The 16,003-nt window shown below is 63.2% G+C and carries 18 protein-coding genes and 1 pseudogene; 8 read left to right on the top strand and 11 right to left on the bottom strand.

Annotated elements, in window-relative coordinates; translation table 11 throughout:
• Positions 1-85: 85 nt before the first annotated feature.
• From tnpA to tnpC, 3 genes are all read left to right on the top strand, one after another.
• Complete coding sequence (gene tnpA / locus ACP16H_RS25965; protein WP_425074650.1) at positions 86-514, top strand: IS66-like element accessory protein TnpA; 429 nt, start codon at positions 86-88, stop codon at positions 512-514.
• On the top strand, positions 511-864 hold the full coding sequence (gene tnpB, locus ACP16H_RS25960) for an IS66 family insertion sequence element accessory protein TnpB (protein WP_425074649.1): 354 nt from the start codon (positions 511-513) through the stop codon (positions 862-864). Before tnpA ends, tnpB begins: the two co-directional genes overlap by 4 nt.
• A gap of 124 nt (positions 865-988) precedes the next feature.
• Positions 989-2,479, top strand: a complete 1,491-nt coding sequence (gene tnpC, locus ACP16H_RS25955; protein WP_425074648.1) for an IS66 family transposase — start codon at positions 989-991, stop codon at positions 2,477-2,479.
• Here tnpC and ACP16H_RS25950 read toward each other — a convergent pair.
• On the bottom strand, positions 2,471-3,265 hold the full coding sequence (locus tag ACP16H_RS25950) for a hypothetical protein (protein ID WP_425075051.1): 795 nt from the start codon (positions 3,263-3,265) through the stop codon (positions 2,471-2,473). The two genes, tnpC and ACP16H_RS25950, sit on opposite strands and share 9 nt — an antisense overlap.
• Positions 3,266-3,894: 629 nt before the next feature.
• On the opposite strand from ACP16H_RS25950, the gene ACP16H_RS25945 reads away from it, so the two are divergent.
• Positions 3,895-4,527, top strand: coding sequence for a tyrosine-type recombinase/integrase (locus tag ACP16H_RS25945; RefSeq protein WP_425075050.1), 633 nt, complete (start codon positions 3,895-3,897; stop codon positions 4,525-4,527).
• Positions 4,528-4,687: 160 nt separating this feature from the next.
• Here the strand turns inward: ACP16H_RS25945 and ACP16H_RS25940 are convergent, their stop codons facing one another.
• From ACP16H_RS25940 to ACP16H_RS25905, 8 genes are all read right to left on the bottom strand, one after another.
• Complete coding sequence (locus ACP16H_RS25940) at positions 4,688-5,428, bottom strand: HpcH/HpaI aldolase family protein (RefSeq protein WP_425075049.1); 741 nt, start codon at positions 5,426-5,428, stop codon at positions 4,688-4,690.
• Entirely contained in the window at positions 5,428-6,354 is a 927-nt protein-coding gene (locus ACP16H_RS25935) for a 3-keto-5-aminohexanoate cleavage protein (protein ID WP_425075048.1), read from the bottom strand. Before ACP16H_RS25935 ends, ACP16H_RS25940 begins: the two co-directional genes overlap by 1 nt.
• Positions 6,355-6,408: 54 nt before the next feature.
• On the bottom strand, positions 6,409-7,272 hold the full coding sequence (locus tag ACP16H_RS25930) for a transporter (protein WP_425075047.1): 864 nt from the start codon (positions 7,270-7,272) through the stop codon (positions 6,409-6,411).
• A gap of 36 nt (positions 7,273-7,308) precedes the next feature.
• Positions 7,309-7,827 carry a flavin reductase family protein gene (locus tag ACP16H_RS25925; RefSeq protein WP_425075046.1) on the bottom strand — a complete coding sequence of 173 codons (519 nt, stop codon included), beginning with the start codon at positions 7,825-7,827 and terminating at the stop codon, positions 7,309-7,311.
• Between the two features lie 71 nt (positions 7,828-7,898).
• Positions 7,899-9,071, bottom strand: a complete 1,173-nt coding sequence (locus ACP16H_RS25920) for a p-hydroxyphenylacetate 3-hydroxylase oxygenase component (RefSeq protein WP_425075045.1) — start codon at positions 9,069-9,071, stop codon at positions 7,899-7,901.
• A 23-nt stretch (positions 9,072-9,094) separates the two neighbouring features.
• Positions 9,095-9,769 carry an alpha/beta fold hydrolase gene (locus ACP16H_RS25915; protein WP_425075044.1) on the bottom strand — a complete coding sequence of 225 codons (675 nt, stop codon included), beginning with the start codon at positions 9,767-9,769 and terminating at the stop codon, positions 9,095-9,097.
• Positions 9,766-10,236, bottom strand: coding sequence for a nuclear transport factor 2 family protein (locus ACP16H_RS25910; RefSeq protein WP_425075043.1), 471 nt, complete (start codon positions 10,234-10,236; stop codon positions 9,766-9,768). Before ACP16H_RS25910 ends, ACP16H_RS25915 begins: the two co-directional genes overlap by 4 nt.
• A complete protein-coding gene (locus ACP16H_RS25905) occupies positions 10,233-11,147 on the bottom strand; it encodes a VOC family protein (RefSeq protein WP_425075042.1) in 915 nt (304 codons plus the stop codon). Before ACP16H_RS25905 ends, ACP16H_RS25910 begins: the two co-directional genes overlap by 4 nt.
• Positions 11,148-11,593: 446 nt before the next feature.
• Here ACP16H_RS25905 and ACP16H_RS25900 point away from each other — a divergent pair, with 446 nt between their 5' ends.
• Positions 11,594-12,337, top strand: coding sequence for a TetR/AcrR family transcriptional regulator (locus ACP16H_RS25900; RefSeq protein WP_425075041.1), 744 nt, complete (start codon positions 11,594-11,596; stop codon positions 12,335-12,337).
• A gap of 1 nt (position 12,338) precedes the next feature.
• On the opposite strand, the gene ACP16H_RS25895 is transcribed toward ACP16H_RS25900, so the two are convergent.
• On the bottom strand, positions 12,339-13,244 hold the full coding sequence (locus ACP16H_RS25895; RefSeq protein WP_425075040.1) for a hypothetical protein: 906 nt from the start codon (positions 13,242-13,244) through the stop codon (positions 12,339-12,341).
• Between the two features lie 167 nt (positions 13,245-13,411).
• Here ACP16H_RS25895 and ACP16H_RS25890 point away from each other — a divergent pair, with 167 nt between their 5' ends.
• Positions 13,412-14,011 (top strand): NAD(P)H-dependent oxidoreductase, encoded by a 600-nt coding sequence (locus ACP16H_RS25890; protein WP_425075039.1) that lies wholly within the window; start codon positions 13,412-13,414, stop codon positions 14,009-14,011.
• Here the strand turns inward: ACP16H_RS25890 and ACP16H_RS25885 are convergent.
• Positions 13,984-14,769 carry a DNA-binding transcriptional regulator gene (locus tag ACP16H_RS25885; protein ID WP_425075038.1) on the bottom strand — a complete coding sequence of 262 codons (786 nt, stop codon included), beginning with the start codon at positions 14,767-14,769 and terminating at the stop codon, positions 13,984-13,986. The two genes, ACP16H_RS25890 and ACP16H_RS25885, sit on opposite strands and share 28 nt — an antisense overlap.
• Before the next feature lie 458 nt (positions 14,770-15,227).
• Here ACP16H_RS25885 and ACP16H_RS25880 point away from each other — a divergent pair, with 458 nt between their 5' ends.
• Both ACP16H_RS25880 and ACP16H_RS25875 read left to right on the top strand, forming a co-directional pair.
• Entirely contained in the window at positions 15,228-15,821 is a 594-nt protein-coding gene (locus ACP16H_RS25880; RefSeq protein WP_425075037.1) for a tyrosine-type recombinase/integrase, read from the top strand.
• 39 nt (positions 15,822-15,860) lie between these two features.
• Positions 15,861-16,003, top strand: a pseudogene (locus ACP16H_RS25875) (IS5/IS1182 family transposase); the annotation flags it as partial.

The following is a 16,003-nucleotide window of genomic DNA, read 5'->3' as shown; positions in this document are numbered from 1 at the left end:
GTAAGCGTTTCCTGGCCCCCACCTTCCAGCCGATAGCCTGACCTGCGATGCCGCGCCTGACGGATATTGGTGCGGGAGTTTCGCGATGGCAACTACGGGTGAGTTTCTCAGGGACTATGGCGTAGAGATACGGGGGAATGGTCAGCGGCGCTGGCCCGACGAGGTCAAGGCGCTGATCGTCGCTGAGACGTTGAAGCCGGGTGCGACGGTGAATGCGGTTGCTGCGCGTTATGGGCTTCGCGCGAACCAGCTTTCAGAATGGCGCAGTCGGGCACGCGATGGCCGGCTGGTTTTGCCTGCGGTTGAAGATGACAGCTTCTGTTTTGCGCCGGTCATGGTGTCGGATAACGGCGGGGTGCATGTGCCAGCTGTTGCGGGGCAGCCAGTCACGCCTGCAGCACCGCCCTCGGCACCAATCGAGATTGCGATGGGCCAAGTCACGATCCGATTGGACGCAGAGACGCGTTCTGACCGGATAGCCGAGATCGTGCGTGCAATCGGGGCACGGCCATGATGTTCCCTTCAAACCGCATGCGGGTTCTGGTCTCGACGCAGCCTGTGGACTTTCGCAAAGGTCACGATGGGTTGGCGGCAATCGTGTCATCGGTGCTGCGCAAGGATCCGTTCACGGGGACGGTGTTTGTCTTCCGCTCGCGCAGGGCGGATCGGCTGAAGCTGTTGTATTGGGATGGGTCTGGGCTGGTGATGGCGTATAAGCGATTGGAGGAGGCAACCTTCACTTGGCCTGCGATCAAGGACGGGATGATGGCGCTGAACCACGCCCAGTTCGAGGCCCTGTTTGCCGGGCTGGACTGGCGCCGTGTCAAGGCGCTGGAGACACGCCCACCCACTGCGACAGAATGAAACAACCATTCTCTTTTGCGTGTTTTTACTGGGGTTTTTATCATAATCTCGGGTCATGATTGAAACGCCTGTCATTGACCTTTCCACCATCCCTGCCGCGCAGCGTGCAGTGGTTGCGTCATTGATGGAAACGATCGCAGCGCTTCAGGATATTACCCAACGCCAACAGCATCTGATTGCCGAACTGAACCATGCCCTGCGTGGCAAACGGTCGGAAAAGCTGTCTGAGGATGAGCGGCAACTGGCCTTCGAGGACCTGTCCATCGCGCTGGCCGAGGTCGAGGCAGAGAAGGAACATCTGGCTGCCAAAACGGATGACAAGACGGCAGCCAAACCTGCGCCAAAGCGCACCATCGGCAACCTGCCCGCCGCACTGCCGCGCATCGAAGAGGTTATCGAACCCGATAGCCTGATCTGCCCTTGTGGCTGCGGCGTCATGCACAAGATCGGCGAAGATCGCAGTGAACGGCTCGACATCGTGCCGGCCCAGTTGCGTGTGATTGTCACCGTCCGGCCCAAATACGCCTGCCGGACCTGCACCGACGGTGTGACCCAAGCTCCAGCACCAGCGCACCTGATCATGGGTGGGTTGCCAACTGAGGCCAGCATCGCCCATGTGTTGGTCAGTAAATACGCTGACCACCTGCCATTATACCGCCAAAGCCAGATCCTGGCGCGCGCAGGCCTTGATCTGCACCGTGCCGTGCTGGCGGATTGGGTCGGCAAGGCAGCGTTCCACCTCAAGCCCGTCGTCGACCGGCTCGCCGAACATCTGAAACGATCCGGCAAGCTGTTCATGGACGAAACCACGGCCCCGGTGCTGGATCCGGGTCGCGGTAAAACCAAAACTGGCTATCTCTGGGCCCTGGCCCGCGATGACCGGCCATGGGGCGGTGAAGATCCGCCCGGTGTGGTCTACTTCTATGCACCCGGTCGGGCGGGCGAGAATGCCGAAACATTCCTGACAGGCTTTGACGGCATCCTGCAGATCGACGGATACCAGGGCTACAACCGACTGACCAAACTGACCCGCAAGGGCGGTGCCCCCATTCGGGTGGCCCATTGCTGGGCACACGCGCGCCGCAAGCTGAAGGAAGTCTTTGACCGCGATGGTTCAGAGATCGCCGCCGAAGGCCTGCGCCGCATCGCCGAAATCTATACCGTTGAAGCCGATATCCGTGGCGTCTCGCCCGGCCAGCGTCTGTCTGCCCGTCAAAGCCGCAGTGCTCCACTGGTCGTGGCATTCGGTGATTGGCTGCAAGCACAACGCCGCAAGATCTCCGCTAAATCCCGGCTGGGCGAAAAGCTGACCTACATCCACAATCACTGGGACGGTTTGCAAACCTTTCTGACCGACGGGCGCGTCGAGATCGACAACAACCGCGTCGAAAACCTGATCCGCCCCATCACTCTAAATCGCAAGAACGCCCTCTTTGCGGGTCACGACGAGGGCGGCATCGCCTGGGGCCGCATCGCCTCGCTGATCGAGACCTGCAAGATCAACGGCATCGAACCCTTCGCCTATCTCAAGGCCACCCTCACAGCGATCGCCAATGGCCACCCGCAAAGCCGCCTCGACGATCTGCTGCCGTGGAACTTCAAGCTGTCAAGCTAAACTGACCGTGCCGTCCAGCGACCGCTTACCGCTGTCATCCACGGTGGCGACACTGATCGTGAAACTGGTCAGTCCGGCAGGCAGAACCAGGCTGCCTCCACTCAGGATGACGCCATCGGAATAGGTGATGGTACCAATATCGGCATCACTGGTGGAGGTATTGCTGCGTAGAAAACCAAGACGCTCGGATCCGTCACTGGCTCTTGACAGCGTGACCGTATGGACAAGAGACGTGCCTTCTGACCCAGTGGCGCTGCTGACACCATCGACTGTTGCGAAATAGCTATCGAGCTGCGCCGCGATGGCTGTGCCGTTGGCGTTGGCAGAGGTCGAAACACTGCCACCGACATGATAGGCAGGAGCATCGCCAATAACGACCAGGAATTCCTGTTGTCCGAAATAGACCTCCAACGGAGAACCGGGTTCGGCAAGAAAGGTCACGGCGGAAATCACGGTCGACCCGGTGGGCGCGCGCCTGACGAATTCTCCTTGCGATCCGGACGCGCCACAAATCGCGACCTCACTGCAGGTGATCCTGCCCCTCAGCACGCCAGAGGTCAGCGAATTCGAAAATGTGTCGTTGTCCGGCGTCGAGGTGAAGAGCGCTGTGGCTCCGGGCGCATGACTCTCGAGGCTCTCGGTCAGCGTGATGTTGCCGGTGGATGAACTGGCCACGTACAGGTCGAGGATATCGAAAGACGCCGCCATCAGCGGGGTCGCGGAAACGGTCCACAGCAGGCCGAGGGCGAAGCGCACCGTCAGAGCCTTCAACCATTCGAGAATCATTACCAGCCTCATGAAAAAAATCACGAGCGTTGATAAACTCAAGGTATTACCACTCGGCTAAACCGGAAGCGGGCAACCGATGCCGTTCAGAGTGTGCAGGTCCACAGCATATGGAGGTCGATTTCGGCGCTTTGCCATCGGTTTTGCGATGCTTCCAAGGGTCTGGGTGCGCCGCGCCAGCGGATCTACCGGTCCACCTTGCAGGTCTGGATAAAGGCGGCAATGGTAGCGCATTCAGCCGCCGTCTGACCCGGCGAATTGGCTGCTCTTCAGCGTGATGGTCTGGCGCCTGATGGCAGGCTCGACGATGCTGGGGTGGCGCATTACGGCTTTTCGGTGAGGAGACGATCAAAGATCTCACGACGGGCGATGGCACAACGGATGGCCCCTGCCTGCTTCGACTTGCCCAAGAAGCTCGCCAGCGTTTACTGCCACAGGTGTCAAGCGCAGGCACCGCGACGTTGCAAAGGTCCGCTTCCTGCGCCTTCTGGACGTTGCGTTCCTGTCCAGGACTGAGTTCGGCTCCCCGAAGCTGCCGTTGCGGCCCCGTTGCAGCATTTCCGTGGTATGCTTGCACGCCGGCACAACGTTGGCGTTGTGGCTGGGCGCGGCGGATCGGAGGAACTGCCATGCCTGCTGCAAATCTACCCGCCATCCGCGCCTGCCGCCCTGCGTGGAACAAGGGACGGATCGTCGGCCAGAAGCGGCCGCTGCTGCCGAAACACGTCTGGGCCATCCGGGTCCGCCTTGAGATCGCCGAACGACACCGGGATCTCGCGCTGTTCAACCTTGCCATCGACAGCAAGCTGAGAGGCTGTGACCTGGTCAAGCTGCGGGTCATCGACGTCTTCACCGCGAACCAGATCAAGGAACGGGCCTCGATCATCCAGAGCAAGACGGGGCGACCCGTCCGGTTCGAGATCACCGAGGGCACGCGCAGGTCATTGGCGCGCTGGATGGCAGAGCCCCTCATGATCGGATCCGAGCATCTCTGGCCGGGGCGTTTCCATGAACGCCTCCACATCTCGACGCGGCAGTACGCCAGGCTCGTGCGTGACTGGGTCACGTCCATCGGGCTGGAAGCCACCTTGTATGGCACGCACCCCATGCGGCGGACCAAGGTGGCGCAGATTTATCGGAAGACGGGCAACCTGCGGGCCGTTCAGCTTCTTCTCGGCCACACAAAGATGGACAGCACGGATCGGTATCTTGGTGTCGATCTGGAAGATGCCCTCTCGATCTGGGAGGGCGTCGAGATCTGAAACTACGGGTCGGCGGTTGCGCCGACCCGATCCGGACATACACGGAGGGGTCGCCAACGGCCGGTGTCAGCCCATTGCGTCACTCCTGAAGTGTCTGTCGCGATGTCACGAACACGTTGCAGCAAAACGAACATCTCGGTGTCAGGCGTCTGATGAAGGGTCACTTGAGCAAGAGAGAGCGTGCGTTTGCGGCTGCCACTCTCAGGAAACCTTGATCGGATCCACTCAGAAAACCGGTTGCGCCAAGAGAGCGCAGCCTGCCCGCCTCTGCGGGATCAGCGGCAAGAACGAGCGCAGGCAGGGTGGCTGATCTTGCCGCTGTCAGAAGCTTTGTTACCGCGCAATCCAGACCAGGGTCCCCGGGAGGGACGCCCATACTTGCTCCCAGATCGGCCCGGCCGATGAAAATTGCATCAAGCCCCTCTGTCGCGACGATCTCGTTGATCCGATCAAGAGCGTCGACGTCCTCAATCATCGCGATGACAGCACAACCCGTATCCTGTTCGGTCATGTGCTCGGACACGGGCACGCCGCCGAAGCCGCCGGCGCGGGTTGTCGGCGAGAGACCACGCACACCATCATAGCGCGCAAGAGCGACGATCTTACGGGCGACCTCCGCCGAAGTGACGTGCGGCACCAGAACGCCATCGGCGCCACAGTCCAGCACCCGAAGAATGTCGCTGGGGTGGCGCACCCGCACCAATCCGCCCATGTGATGCGCCCGGCAGGCCAACAGGATTGCATCGGTCGTTTCCGGGTTGAGCGGCGCGTGTTCCTCGTCGATCACGACAAAGTCGAAGCCTAGCGTTCCGAGGATCTCGGCGGGTTGCGTCGACGGGATCTTGAGGAACGTGCCGAGCATCGGCTCGGACGCGCGCAGGCGCTTGCGGAACCCCTGCATCAGAACGAGACCTTGCCCTTGGTGCCGAGCATCGCGCGGGCCTCGTCCGGGGTGGCGATCTCATGGTCCAGCTCTTCGAGGATGCGGCGCACCTTGGCGACCATCTGTGCGTTGCTTTCGGCCAGTTTGCCCCTGGCGATATAAAGGTTGTCCTCCAGCCCGACGCGCACATGGCCGCCAAGGATGGCGCCCATGGTCACCAGCGGGAATTGCGTTCTGCCGGCGCCCAGCACTGACAGGAGGTAATCGTCGCCAAACAGCCGGTCGGCGGTGGCGCGCATGTGCATGAGGTTCTCCGGATCGGTCCCCTGTGCGCCCGTTACGCCAAAGATCGCCTGCACGAAGAATGGCGGCTTCACCAGCCCCCGGTCGGCGAAATGCGCGAGATTGTACAGGTGCCCGGTGTCATAGCATTCGAATTCGAACCGGGTGCCGAGGGCATTCAACCGGGTCAGTACCGCCTCGATCTGGGTGAAGGTGTTCGACATGATGTGGTCGCGGGTGCCGCGCAGGTAGTCGATCTCCCAAGGTTTGGGATCGCGGCATGCCTTCTCCGCGGCGGATATGTTGAAGTTGAACGACCCCATGTTGAGAGAGGCCAGTTCAGGCACATTGCGCAGCGCGGGTGCGATGCGGTCGTCCATCGGCATGCCGAGACCGCCGCCCGTGGTGATGTTCACAATGGCATCTGTGGCCTCGGCTATGCGCGGCAGGAAGGCGGAGTAGTGCTCGGGATCCTGACTGGGTGCGCCTGTTTCGGGGACGCGGGCGTGCAGGTGCAACACGGCGGCCCCGGCCTCGGCGGCGCCGATGGCGCTCTCTGCGATCTGTTCGGCCGTCACAGGGAGATAGGGCGACATGGACGGCGTGTGGATGGAGCCTGTCACGGCGCAGGAAATGATGGTCTTCTTTGAGGCGCGCGGCACGGGTGTAGTCCTTTCGTGCGTGGTCCAGCCCGGACGTTCCGGGCCGGATTGGGTTCAGAACACCTTGACGAGGCGGATCTGTGTGACGCTGTCGTATTCGAAGCCGCCTTCGACATTCACATCCTTGCCGACCATCCCCTGGATCTGGGTCGTCGGGTTCAGGAAATGCGTGCTGTAGAGACGGACCTGATCGCGGTGGGTCTTCAGCCCGGTTTCGACGCCGCCGACGGATTGTTCGCCGCCGCGCTGCCCGGAATAGCCGATGGCCAGCGAGGTGCCCGGCCCCCATTGCTTGCGCAGCATGGTCTGCAGCTGCCACGACTCCTCGCGTTCGAAGGTCACGCCGTTCTCGTCGTGGTCCTTCTGAAAGGCGACATCGAGCACACCGTCGAAGTAGAAGCCGCCGCCCAGCCCTTGGATCAAGCCAACCTGCGGGGTGATCGTTGTCGTGCCTTCACCGATTCCGAGCCGCGCCGGGTCGTAGTCGCCGGTCGGCAGCGTCGCGAAGAGCGAGAAACCCAGTGTGGTCCCGGTCTCGGGGTTGGACGGCTGCACCGGCCAGACGGTCAGACCCAGCGTCGTGTCCCCGAGCCCGTCCGAAGTTTTCTGCCCAAAGCCGCCGATGTCCGCGTCGAGGCTGGCGAAGGGGGCGACGACATGAAACGCCGCAGGCATCTCGCCCAGCTTGAAATAGTTCAGGCTGCGCAGGATCGCGACGTTGGCCTCGAAGCTGGAACCGGGAACCTCTGCGCCGTTCAACTTCAGCGTATCGGAGGACAGGTGTTGCCAATATAGCATCCCCAGCGTGGTGCCGCCGGGCAGAATCGTGTAGTCAGCGGGACCGACGTCGATCGCCTGTGCAGGCGCGGCAAGGCTCAGTGCGAGGGCACTCGCTCCGAGGGTTTTTATCAGTGTCATTCAGGTCTCCTCCCTGTTTTCATGACGGGTTGCGGATCAGGAGGCGGCGACCTGCGGGTGGGGTCGGGCCGTGGAATAGGCACCCCGGTGGTAGAGCAGCGGCGCATGTTCCGAGCTATCGAAGGCACAGACGCGCCCGATCAGGATCCAGTGGTCGCCGCCGTCGAGGATGTTCTCGCGCACGCATTGGATCGAGGCACAGGTGTCCGGCAGCAGCAGGCAGCCGCCCGCTCCTTCGGTCACGTCGAGACCGGCGAACTTGTCCTCGGACCTGCGGGCGAACTGGTTCGACAGGTCGATCTGGTCATGGGCGAGTATGTTCACTGCGAAATGGCTGGCGGCTTCGTAGGTCGGGTAGCTCGACGAGGTCTTTACCAGGCTCCAGAGGATCAGCGGCGGCTCCAGCGAGAGCGAGTTGAAGCTGTTGGCGGTGACGCCCACGCGGCGGCCGTCCGCCTGCGCGGTGATGACGGTGACGCCGGTGGCAAAGCAGCCAAGAGCTGCGCGGAAGGCACGGGGATCGAACCCGTCGGCGGCAAAGTATGTTTCGGTCATCGGGACCTCTGCGGTTAGGGGAATGACAGGGAGCGGACTGCCCCGGTGTGCGGGACAGTCCGTGGGGAGGGTCAGAACAGGGAGGGATCCGGCTCCAGCCCCATCAGCGCCCGCCCGAGGATCTGGGCGCAGATGTCGTAGTCGGTGTAGGCATGCGCTGCGGTCATATGCGCGTCGCGGAACAGGCGCTGGCCTTCGGCATCGTCGAACCAGCTCGATCCGCCCGATGCCTCGAACAGACGGTCCACGGCCTCTACGAACATCTTCACCGCGTAGGCCTGATTGGTGCGCCAGAAGGCCATCTTGGTCTCGTCCGGGAAGACTCGACGCTCGGCGTGATCACGCATGTCCTCCCAGGTCTTCTCGAGGAAGGCGCGGCCCGCCGCCACTTGGTGCGTGCTTTCGGCCAGACGCATACAGGCAGGGATCGACTGACTGACCTTTGCCCCGGTGTAGGCGCGGACACGGCCCTGCGTGCGTTCGGTGTAAAGGGCGATCATGCGTTCGGCGATGCCGAGGGAGACCGCCGAGAAGCAGCTGGCAAAGACGTAGATGAAGGGCACGTGGTAGGTCGTGCTCTCGGTATACAGGCTGCCGCCTGCCGAGGTCAGGGTCATCAGCGCGGGCACGCTTTCGATGCGGTGATTGGGGACGAAGGCATCCTTGACCACGATGTTCTTGGACCCGGTGCCACGCATCCCTGCGGTGAACCATGTGTCCTTGATCTCGTAGTCCGTGCGCGGGACGATGGCAAAGCTGTAGACCTTGCCGAGCTCCGCATCGTCGCGCAGGAAGCCGAGGATCGCCCATTGCCCGTGGTCACAGCCAGAGGACCAGCCGAAATCGCCGGAGAAGCGCACGCCCCCCTCGACCTCCGTCGCTCGGCCGTAAGGCGCGATGGAGGAGGAGACCACCGTGTCCGGGTCCTCGCCCCAGATCTCGTCCTGCAACTCCTTGGAGTACAGCGCAATCTGATGCGCGTGCTCGGCCAGCAGCGAGAATGCCCATGCGGTCGACCCGCAGGCCGTGGCGATCAGCGCGATGCAGTTCTCGAAATCCGGAACCGGCATTTCGAGCCCGCCGTAAGCTTTCGGCTGAAAGGCGCGGTGCAGGCCTGTGCCCTTGAGCAGGTCGATGTTCTCCTGCGGAACCTGCCGCATCTCCTCGGCCTTCGAGGCATTGGCCGCGATCTGTGGCAGGACCGCGCGCACGCGCTCGATCATCGGGGTGGTGTCGTCAAACATGGGTCTTCTCCTCCCTTGGAGTGTCAGTTGGACAGGAATGCGATGGCCGCCTCGCGGAAGCGGGGATCGGAGGTCAGGGCCACATGGCCAGGGCCGTCGATCAGCTGGTGTGCGGCACCGGGCAGCGACGCACGCAGGCGGTCGTCCGGTTGTGCCACCGCGTCGTCGCGGCTGTTGAAGATCAGGATCGGCGCCTGGGCGGCGGAGAGCCGATCTTCGGTCAGCACCGGGTTGGCGGGACGCTCCAGCACAGCGGCGAGACAGGCTGGATCTCTCTCGCTCTTGCCGGCATAGGCAAGAAGCGCCGCGACCTGCGGCGGGTTCTCCGTTGTCTCGCCGCGCAGGGCAGCAACGATGGCAGGTCCGGCGGCTTCGGGCGCAAAGAGGTTGTCACCGATGCCGCCCAGGACGAGCTTGCCGTTGGCGCCGGGCTGACGGGCTTCCAATTCCAGCAGGAGCTTGGTCCCGAGGGAAAAGCCGATGGCCCCGTGCAGACCGTTGGGAAGTTTTGCCGCGAGGTCGGAGGCAAGGTCGGCATAGTCCGCCGGGTCATGCGATCCGCCCTGCGGCCCGTGTCCGGCGATATCCACGCCCACCGGGTCGAACCCCGCATTGCGCAGCGCCTCCGTCCAGCCGTCAGCCTTCCATGTGGCAGCGTAGGAGCCACCCCAGCCGTGGATCAGGGCCACCTGTTTCATGCGGGCACTCCCTTTGCGGACTCTGCGGCCTTTTTCAGATCGGGCGTGTCGGCTCCGGCAAAGACCAGCGCCCCGCGCACTTCGCGCAGCTTCCAGCCCTCGGGCGTCTCCACGCAGTCAAAGGTGAAATCCGCCAGCGAGGACGGCGCCTCGAGCGGCAACGGGCGGGCGCCATTGCCGGAGAAGACGGTGATCGTGGCCGCCATCCGCACGCTCTCGCCCGGCAGCGCCCTGAAGTTGGTACACAGGTGCCGGGTGCCACGGCTTCGCTCGGCCGACAGGGCGCGGCGCGCGGCGAAATAGCGCGTCAGCTCCTCCCGCCCTTCGGCGCGAAAGCTCTCGATCACCAGCGCGCCATCTTCGGTAAACAGCACCGCGCCAGGGGTGTCCAAAGCCTCGTCCACCACGGCCCAGAAGCGCAGGACCAGGTCCTGCACCGCCAGATATGTCTCGACCGGAAGGGTCACGATCCCACCGTCATGAAGGTCTCGGCCATCTCGTAACCCCAGCCGTTCATCACATCCGCCAGTTGCTCGGGCGCGATGTCGCAGTCGAGCGGCGCTGCATCGTCCGGGAACTGCTCCATGCCCGAGGAGAACTCGTTGCGGTTGCCGAAGGGGTCGAAGACATAGGCGTAGTTGTTGGTGCCGAATCCGGTCGACTTGCCGAGACCCGCATTGTGACGGCCCGGTCCGAATTCCCAGCGGTGGCCGGTCTCCAGCAGGCGATCCGAAAGGCGGAAGTAGTGGTTTCCGTCCTCGACCGCGAAGGCCACGTGGTGCAGCCGGTCCGAGGGGCGCACGGCCTTCATGTAGGCGATGTCGTGGTCATAGGCGGAGCCGCGCAGCCAGATGCCCGCAAGCTGTCCGCCGACCGAAATGTTCAACGAAGACTTGAAGCCGATCATCATCAGGAAGTCGCGCATCACCGCCGGGTCGACTTCACCCAGCAGGTTGATGTGGTCCATGTCGGTCGGAATGTGTGACCCCTTGGCGTCGAAATCCGAGATGCCCGCGCGACGCTCGGCCCCACCGGTACACAGGCGCAACTCGTGGCCGGACGGCAGATGGAACTTCAGCGTCGCGCCTTCGCCAGGACGGCTGTCACCGTTGAGCCGTTCGGAGGCGACGCCTTCCTTGCTCAGGATGCTCTCGACGCGGTCGAGGTCTTCCTGGTCGTCGACGCCGAAGGTGAAGTTTTCCAGCGATTGCGTGCCCTTGACCAGCGTGATGTCGGCAGCCTTGCCACGGCACGCGAGGTGGACGGTGCTGTCGTCCCGCGACAGGACGGTCAGGCCGAGCACGTCTTCGTACCAAGCCAGCGCCTTGCCAAGATCGCCGACCTGAATGGCGGCGTGGTCGATGCGGTTGATCCCCATGGTGTGATCCTTTTCTTCAGGCAAAGTTGTTCGGAGCGGCACCCGGATCGGGGCCGTGTGGGGGCGGCCCTGCGTGGACCGCCAAGGGCCGGGCACGGGTCGTACGCTCGGACAAATCCGTCCGTCACGCGTGTTGCGCACTCGGTGATGAATGGGTCAGGTCAAGGCGCGCCGAGGCGCCGTGCGACCGGTCAGCCCGGTCGGTGTCGTGTGGTCACGTCGAAATCCTCCCTGCGGGCTCTCCCGGGCCCATGATGAAGGCAGCCCTCCTGCTGCCGTATTCAGACACTACGCCAGATCCCAATTTGTACAAATAGTCATTTTAGCAATTTCGCAGCGTGGAATTGGCGGCAAAGCGCCGCTGTGGGCTGGCCCCTGCTTCGCAGCTGCGGCATACCTTGGTCTGTCCCGCACGAAGGGACGGCAGCAGCAGGTCCGCTTCGCGCATGGCACAGAGCACCGAAAACGCCGACGAGGCCATCGCCCGCATGGGCTATCGCACCGCGCCGAACGGCCGGCGGGCCGAGATCGGCGCGGCGCGTCGTGCGAAGTCGCGCAACACGATCCTGACAGCAGCCTTTGCCTGCTATGGACGTCCGGACGGGCGATTCGTGCGGATCGAGAATATCTGCAAGGCGGCGGGCGTGGCGCGCGGCACATTCTATAACCACTTCGACGACCTCGAAGCGTTGCGATACCAGTTGCTCGAAGAGATGACCGGAGAGTTCGACCGCGCGGTGCATCACATGTTCAGCGCGCTGGAAAATGCAGCCGAACAGAGCGCGGTGGCCATTCGCTACTACCTGCACGCTGCCGCCAAGAATCCCGCCTGGGGCTGGGCCATGATCCATTCCTCCGCGCCGGGGCATACCTTCGGCGAAATGGTCTGGCACAATTCGCTGGTGACGATCCGGCGCGGGGTGGAGGAGGGGCTGTTCCATATCCCGACGGCAGAAATCGGGCGCGACATTCTCATGGGGTCCGTCGCCTCGGCCATGGTGTCGATCACCAGCGGCACGGTGCAGGACGATTACCCCGAGCAGATCTCGGAGCATATCCTCATGGCCTTCGGCATGAGGCAGGAGGCCGCGCGCGAACTGTCGCGACGCGCCTTGCCCGCCCTGCCAGCCATCGCTCATGATACCATTGTCATCGCCTCGATGCCGGCGCTCGGCGATATCGCGGACTGATCTACTCGGTGTCGCGCCGCGCCGCAGGGTAGTCAGCGGCGTTCAGGACCCAGCCATCCTTTTCCGAGAAATCCATGCGCGGCGGGGAGAAGATATCGACGATCTGCGTCGTCTCCGAGGTCCAGAGCGTTGTGTGGATCGCGGGCGGCGGCAGAACCGTGACCGACGGACTGGCACAGCGGATATGTGCATCGGGTCGCCAATTGGCCATGTCGGGTGTCCAAGGCCAGCGGAGAAAGTGCTCGAATGTGCCCTCCAGCGTCAGGCTGATCTGCTCGAAGCTGGCATGATTATGCGGCGAGACCTTGGACGCATCCCGGGGCGCGGTGAAGCGCGGCATCAGGTTCACCATCATCGTCGTGCAGCGGAAAATGCGCCCGAAGCGCCCCGGTGTATCCGGCACGTCGAGTGAATAGGCGCGCAGGCGAAAACCACCCACAGGATCGGGCCATTGTTGGAATGGTGGGATCACCGGGTTCCTTGTGACGGTCGGATTGCTGCACATTGCCACAAGGTCTGTTGCCCGTGTGGTGAAGAGGAATGTGACGGTGCCCAGCCCTTCGATCCGGACACGACTGTCACCGGGCGGCACGATGAAGAGGTGGTTGCCAGGATGATCACTGACCGTCCCTGCTTCGGTCTCGATGGTGAAACGCATATCGGGATCGGTGGAGAACACGGTGTATTCGTCCAACTGGCCCTGACGGTGGAACTCTGCTGTGCCGTCCAGTTCGACCAGCCGCAGCACGAGGTTCGTCGAGCGCATCATCCAGGCGCGCCAGTCCTCGCCGGTCTGCTGCGGGTCGCTCTGCGAGAAATCGCGGATCTCGGGCGCACAGAAGGGACCGGCAAAGCTTTGCTCTGCCTTGGCGGCCAGCGTCTTGCGCGGATCACTGTCATCGAACATAGGGCGTCTCCTCCTTCGGGCTGTACCGGACTTCGGGCTGTACCGGAGGTCGCATGGCTGCGCAGCAGACGCACGGGAAACGGGTCTCCATTCCGCAGCGTGGAATTACCGCGCGTTCGACTTGAGGCCACCGGAGGCTCGCGCAAGGCTCGGCGCAGGAGGACCCCATGACAGAGACGCTCGTCATTGTTGCCCATCCCGACTTGGGCAAAAGTCGGATAAACGCCATTTGGGTCGATGCCTTGCGGGGCGTGGGGGACATTACCCTGCACGACCTCTACGCCACCTATCCTGATGGCCAGGTCGACGGCGCGGCGGAGCGCTCGCTCCTCGACGCGCATGACCGGATCATCCTGCAATTTCCCCTGACATGGTACAGCTGCCCTCCGCTGTTGTCGCAGTGGCAGATCGCGATCCTGAAGCGCGGCTGGGCTTATGGCCCGGGCGGTCGCGCCTTGCGGTTGAAGACCCTTGGCGTCGCCTTGTCGACCGGGTCCAACGGACGCGACTATCAGCCGGAGGGGCGCTACGGACGCACGCTGGACGAGGTTACGGTTCCCTTCGAGCTGATGGCGAAACATACGGGCATGCACTACCTGCCGCCCTTCACGCTGACCGGCGTGCGCGAGCTGGACGATGTGGCGGTGGCATCCTCGGCGCAGGCCTACCTCGATCACGCCCGTCACGCGGCAGCGCGCATTGTCGCCTCCGGCAAGGACGACAACCGCGTCCGGACAGTTTATCCCGAAGACGCAGCGACAGGCTGATAGACCTCACCCGCGGCACAGGCCCCAGCGGCGGCTTTTAGCTCCGTCTTCAGCGCGGCCACATCCACCTGGGCCTTGGCGAAGTAGGTGATGCCCAAGGTGCCGACCAGCTTGGCGCCCAAACGCAGGGGCACCGCAATGGAATGCGTTTCCGGCTGGATATTGCCGGTCCGCTCGCCGAAACCGCTTGCCCGCGTTACGGAGACGACAGACTCGGCCCGTTGCGCGATGGCCTCTGCCTCCTCCGGCGTGGCGGCGGACTGCTGCAACAAGGCAACGAGATGCTGACGCTCTTCCCGTGGGCAAAAGCCGAGGTAGGCACGGCCGTGGGCGTAGTCCAGCAACGTCATGCGACGGTTGATGGTGGATTGGTAATGCGACAACGGGCTCATGGGGATCGTGCTGAAGCGGATCACCAGCGCGTCCACATCCAGCGTGGCCAGCGCCGTGGGCCACAGGGTGTGCCGGGTCAACGCCATCGCAGCCTCGCGCGCGACGTCGAAGACCTGCGGCAGCCCGTGATGCCCGGCACCGAGGGCGGCGACCTTCTCGGTGACGCAATAGCCCGCCTGTCGCCCGATCCTTTGCACGTAGCCGGCTTCCACAAGCGTCTTCAGCAACCTGACCACAGTCGGTGCGGGCAGCCCGGTCTCTGCCGCGATGTACTGCACCCGCACCACCGGCGCACGGTTCATCAGTTCGAGAATCTGCAAGGTGCGTTCGACCGAACGGACCGTCGTTTTCTGCGGCGGGTTCATGACAAATATCCTACCGCACGATCAACAGGGCCGGAAGCCATTGCATCGTCGAAAAGACCTTGCACTGTTCCCGGTCTCGTCGACGGGTTTAGGCCGCGGCTTTGTCCGTCGAACGGATGCACGCCTCAGGTTCGCAAAGACTTCCATCCCTGCGCTCAATGGCCAAGGTGCCGCGCTACGTCTTTGCGACGCAGCCCCGACCAGCCGAAACCGACGGCAGGCACGCTCAAGGTGCGGGAAGGCATGAGGAGCAGTCACACCAGTAAATATTTCGGACAATCTCGGACCCAACGGGGGTGTCCGCTTCCTGCGCCTTCTGGACGTTGCGTTCCTGTCCGGGACTGAGTTCGGCTCCCCGAAGCTGCCGTTGCTGCCCCGTTGCAGCATTCCCGTGGTATAGTTGGCCGCCAGCACGAAGTTGGCGATGTGGCTGGGCGCGGCGGATCGGAGGAACTGCCATGCCTGCTGCAAATCTACCCGTCATCCGCGCCTGCCGCCCTGCGTGGAACAAGGGACGGATCGTCGGCCAGAAGCGTCCCCTCCTGCCGAAGCACGTCTGGGCGATCAGGGTCCGGCTCGAAATCGCAGAACGGCACCGGGATCTCGCGCTGTTCAACTTGGCCATCGACAGCAAGCTGAGAGGCTGCGACTTGGTCAAGCTGCGGGTAGCAGATGTCTTCGCAGCAAACCAGGTGAAGGAACGTGCCTCGATCATCCAGAGCAAGACCGGGCGACCCGTCCGCTTCGAGATCACCGAGGGCACCCGGCGGTCGTTGGCCCGATGGATGGCCGAACCAATAATGATCGGGTCCGAACATCTCTGGCCAGGGCGTTTCCATGACCGCCTCCACACCTCGACGCGACAATATGCCCGCCTCGTGCGCGACTGGGTCTCGTCCATCGGGCTCGAACCGTCATCGTACGGCACGCACTCGATGCGACGAACGAAGGTCGCGCAGATCTATCGGAAGACGGGGAACCTGCGGGCCGTGCAGCTGCTTCTCGGCCACACAAAGATGGACAGCACGGGCTCTGTTGCACAAATCCTGTGAGGGATTCATGTCGTGAATCCAGCGTGGTAGCTGGACGACATGAGCAGACCCACACCCCCGACCTACAAGACCAGGAACTGGCCAGCCTATAATGAAGCGCTCAAGCGTCGAGGCTCGCTGACAATCTGGTTCGATCCCGAGATGATCTGGGATGCTGCGCCGACCGGCAAACGCGGCCGACA

Source organism: Sagittula sp. S175 (assembly GCF_049800975.1).
In the GTDB taxonomy this organism is placed as follows: domain Bacteria; phylum Pseudomonadota; class Alphaproteobacteria; order Rhodobacterales; family Rhodobacteraceae; genus Sagittula.
This window is presented reverse-complemented; position numbering and strand designations above follow the sequence as displayed.

Coding starts and splice junctions, on each gene's coding strand:
- tnpB (WP_425074649.1), top strand. CDS start 511: ATGATGTTCCCTTCAAACCGCATGCGGGTTCTGGTCTCGACGCAGCCT.
- ACP16H_RS25945 (WP_425075050.1), top strand. CDS start 3,895: ATGCCTGCTGCAAATCTACCCGCCATCCGCGCCTGCCGCCCTGCGTGG.
- ACP16H_RS25920 (WP_425075045.1), bottom strand. CDS start 9,071: ATGTTTGACGACACCACCCCGATGATCGAGCGCGTGCGCGCGGTCCTG.
- ACP16H_RS25915 (WP_425075044.1), bottom strand. CDS start 9,769: ATGAAACAGGTGGCCCTGATCCACGGCTGGGGTGGCTCCTACGCTGCC.
- tnpA (WP_425074650.1), top strand. CDS start 86: ATGGCAACTACGGGTGAGTTTCTCAGGGACTATGGCGTAGAGATACGG.
- ACP16H_RS25925 (WP_425075046.1), bottom strand. CDS start 7,827: ATGACCGAAACATACTTTGCCGCCGACGGGTTCGATCCCCGTGCCTTC.
- ACP16H_RS25890 (WP_425075039.1), top strand. CDS start 13,412: ATGACAGAGACGCTCGTCATTGTTGCCCATCCCGACTTGGGCAAAAGT.
- ACP16H_RS25895 (WP_425075040.1), bottom strand. CDS start 13,244: ATGTTCGATGACAGTGATCCGCGCAAGACGCTGGCCGCCAAGGCAGAG.
- tnpC (WP_425074648.1), top strand. CDS start 989: ATGGAAACGATCGCAGCGCTTCAGGATATTACCCAACGCCAACAGCAT.
- ACP16H_RS25940 (WP_425075049.1), bottom strand. CDS start 5,428: ATGCAGGGGTTCCGCAAGCGCCTGCGCGCGTCCGAGCCGATGCTCGGC.
- ACP16H_RS25930 (WP_425075047.1), bottom strand. CDS start 7,272: ATGACACTGATAAAAACCCTCGGAGCGAGTGCCCTCGCACTGAGCCTT.
- ACP16H_RS25900 (WP_425075041.1), top strand. CDS start 11,594: ATGGCACAGAGCACCGAAAACGCCGACGAGGCCATCGCCCGCATGGGC.
- ACP16H_RS25885 (WP_425075038.1), bottom strand. CDS start 14,769: ATGAACCCGCCGCAGAAAACGACGGTCCGTTCGGTCGAACGCACCTTG.
- ACP16H_RS25905 (WP_425075042.1), bottom strand. CDS start 11,147: ATGGGGATCAACCGCATCGACCACGCCGCCATTCAGGTCGGCGATCTT.
- ACP16H_RS25950 (WP_425075051.1), bottom strand. CDS start 3,265: ATGATTCTCGAATGGTTGAAGGCTCTGACGGTGCGCTTCGCCCTCGGC.
- ACP16H_RS25880 (WP_425075037.1), top strand. CDS start 15,228: ATGCCTGCTGCAAATCTACCCGTCATCCGCGCCTGCCGCCCTGCGTGG.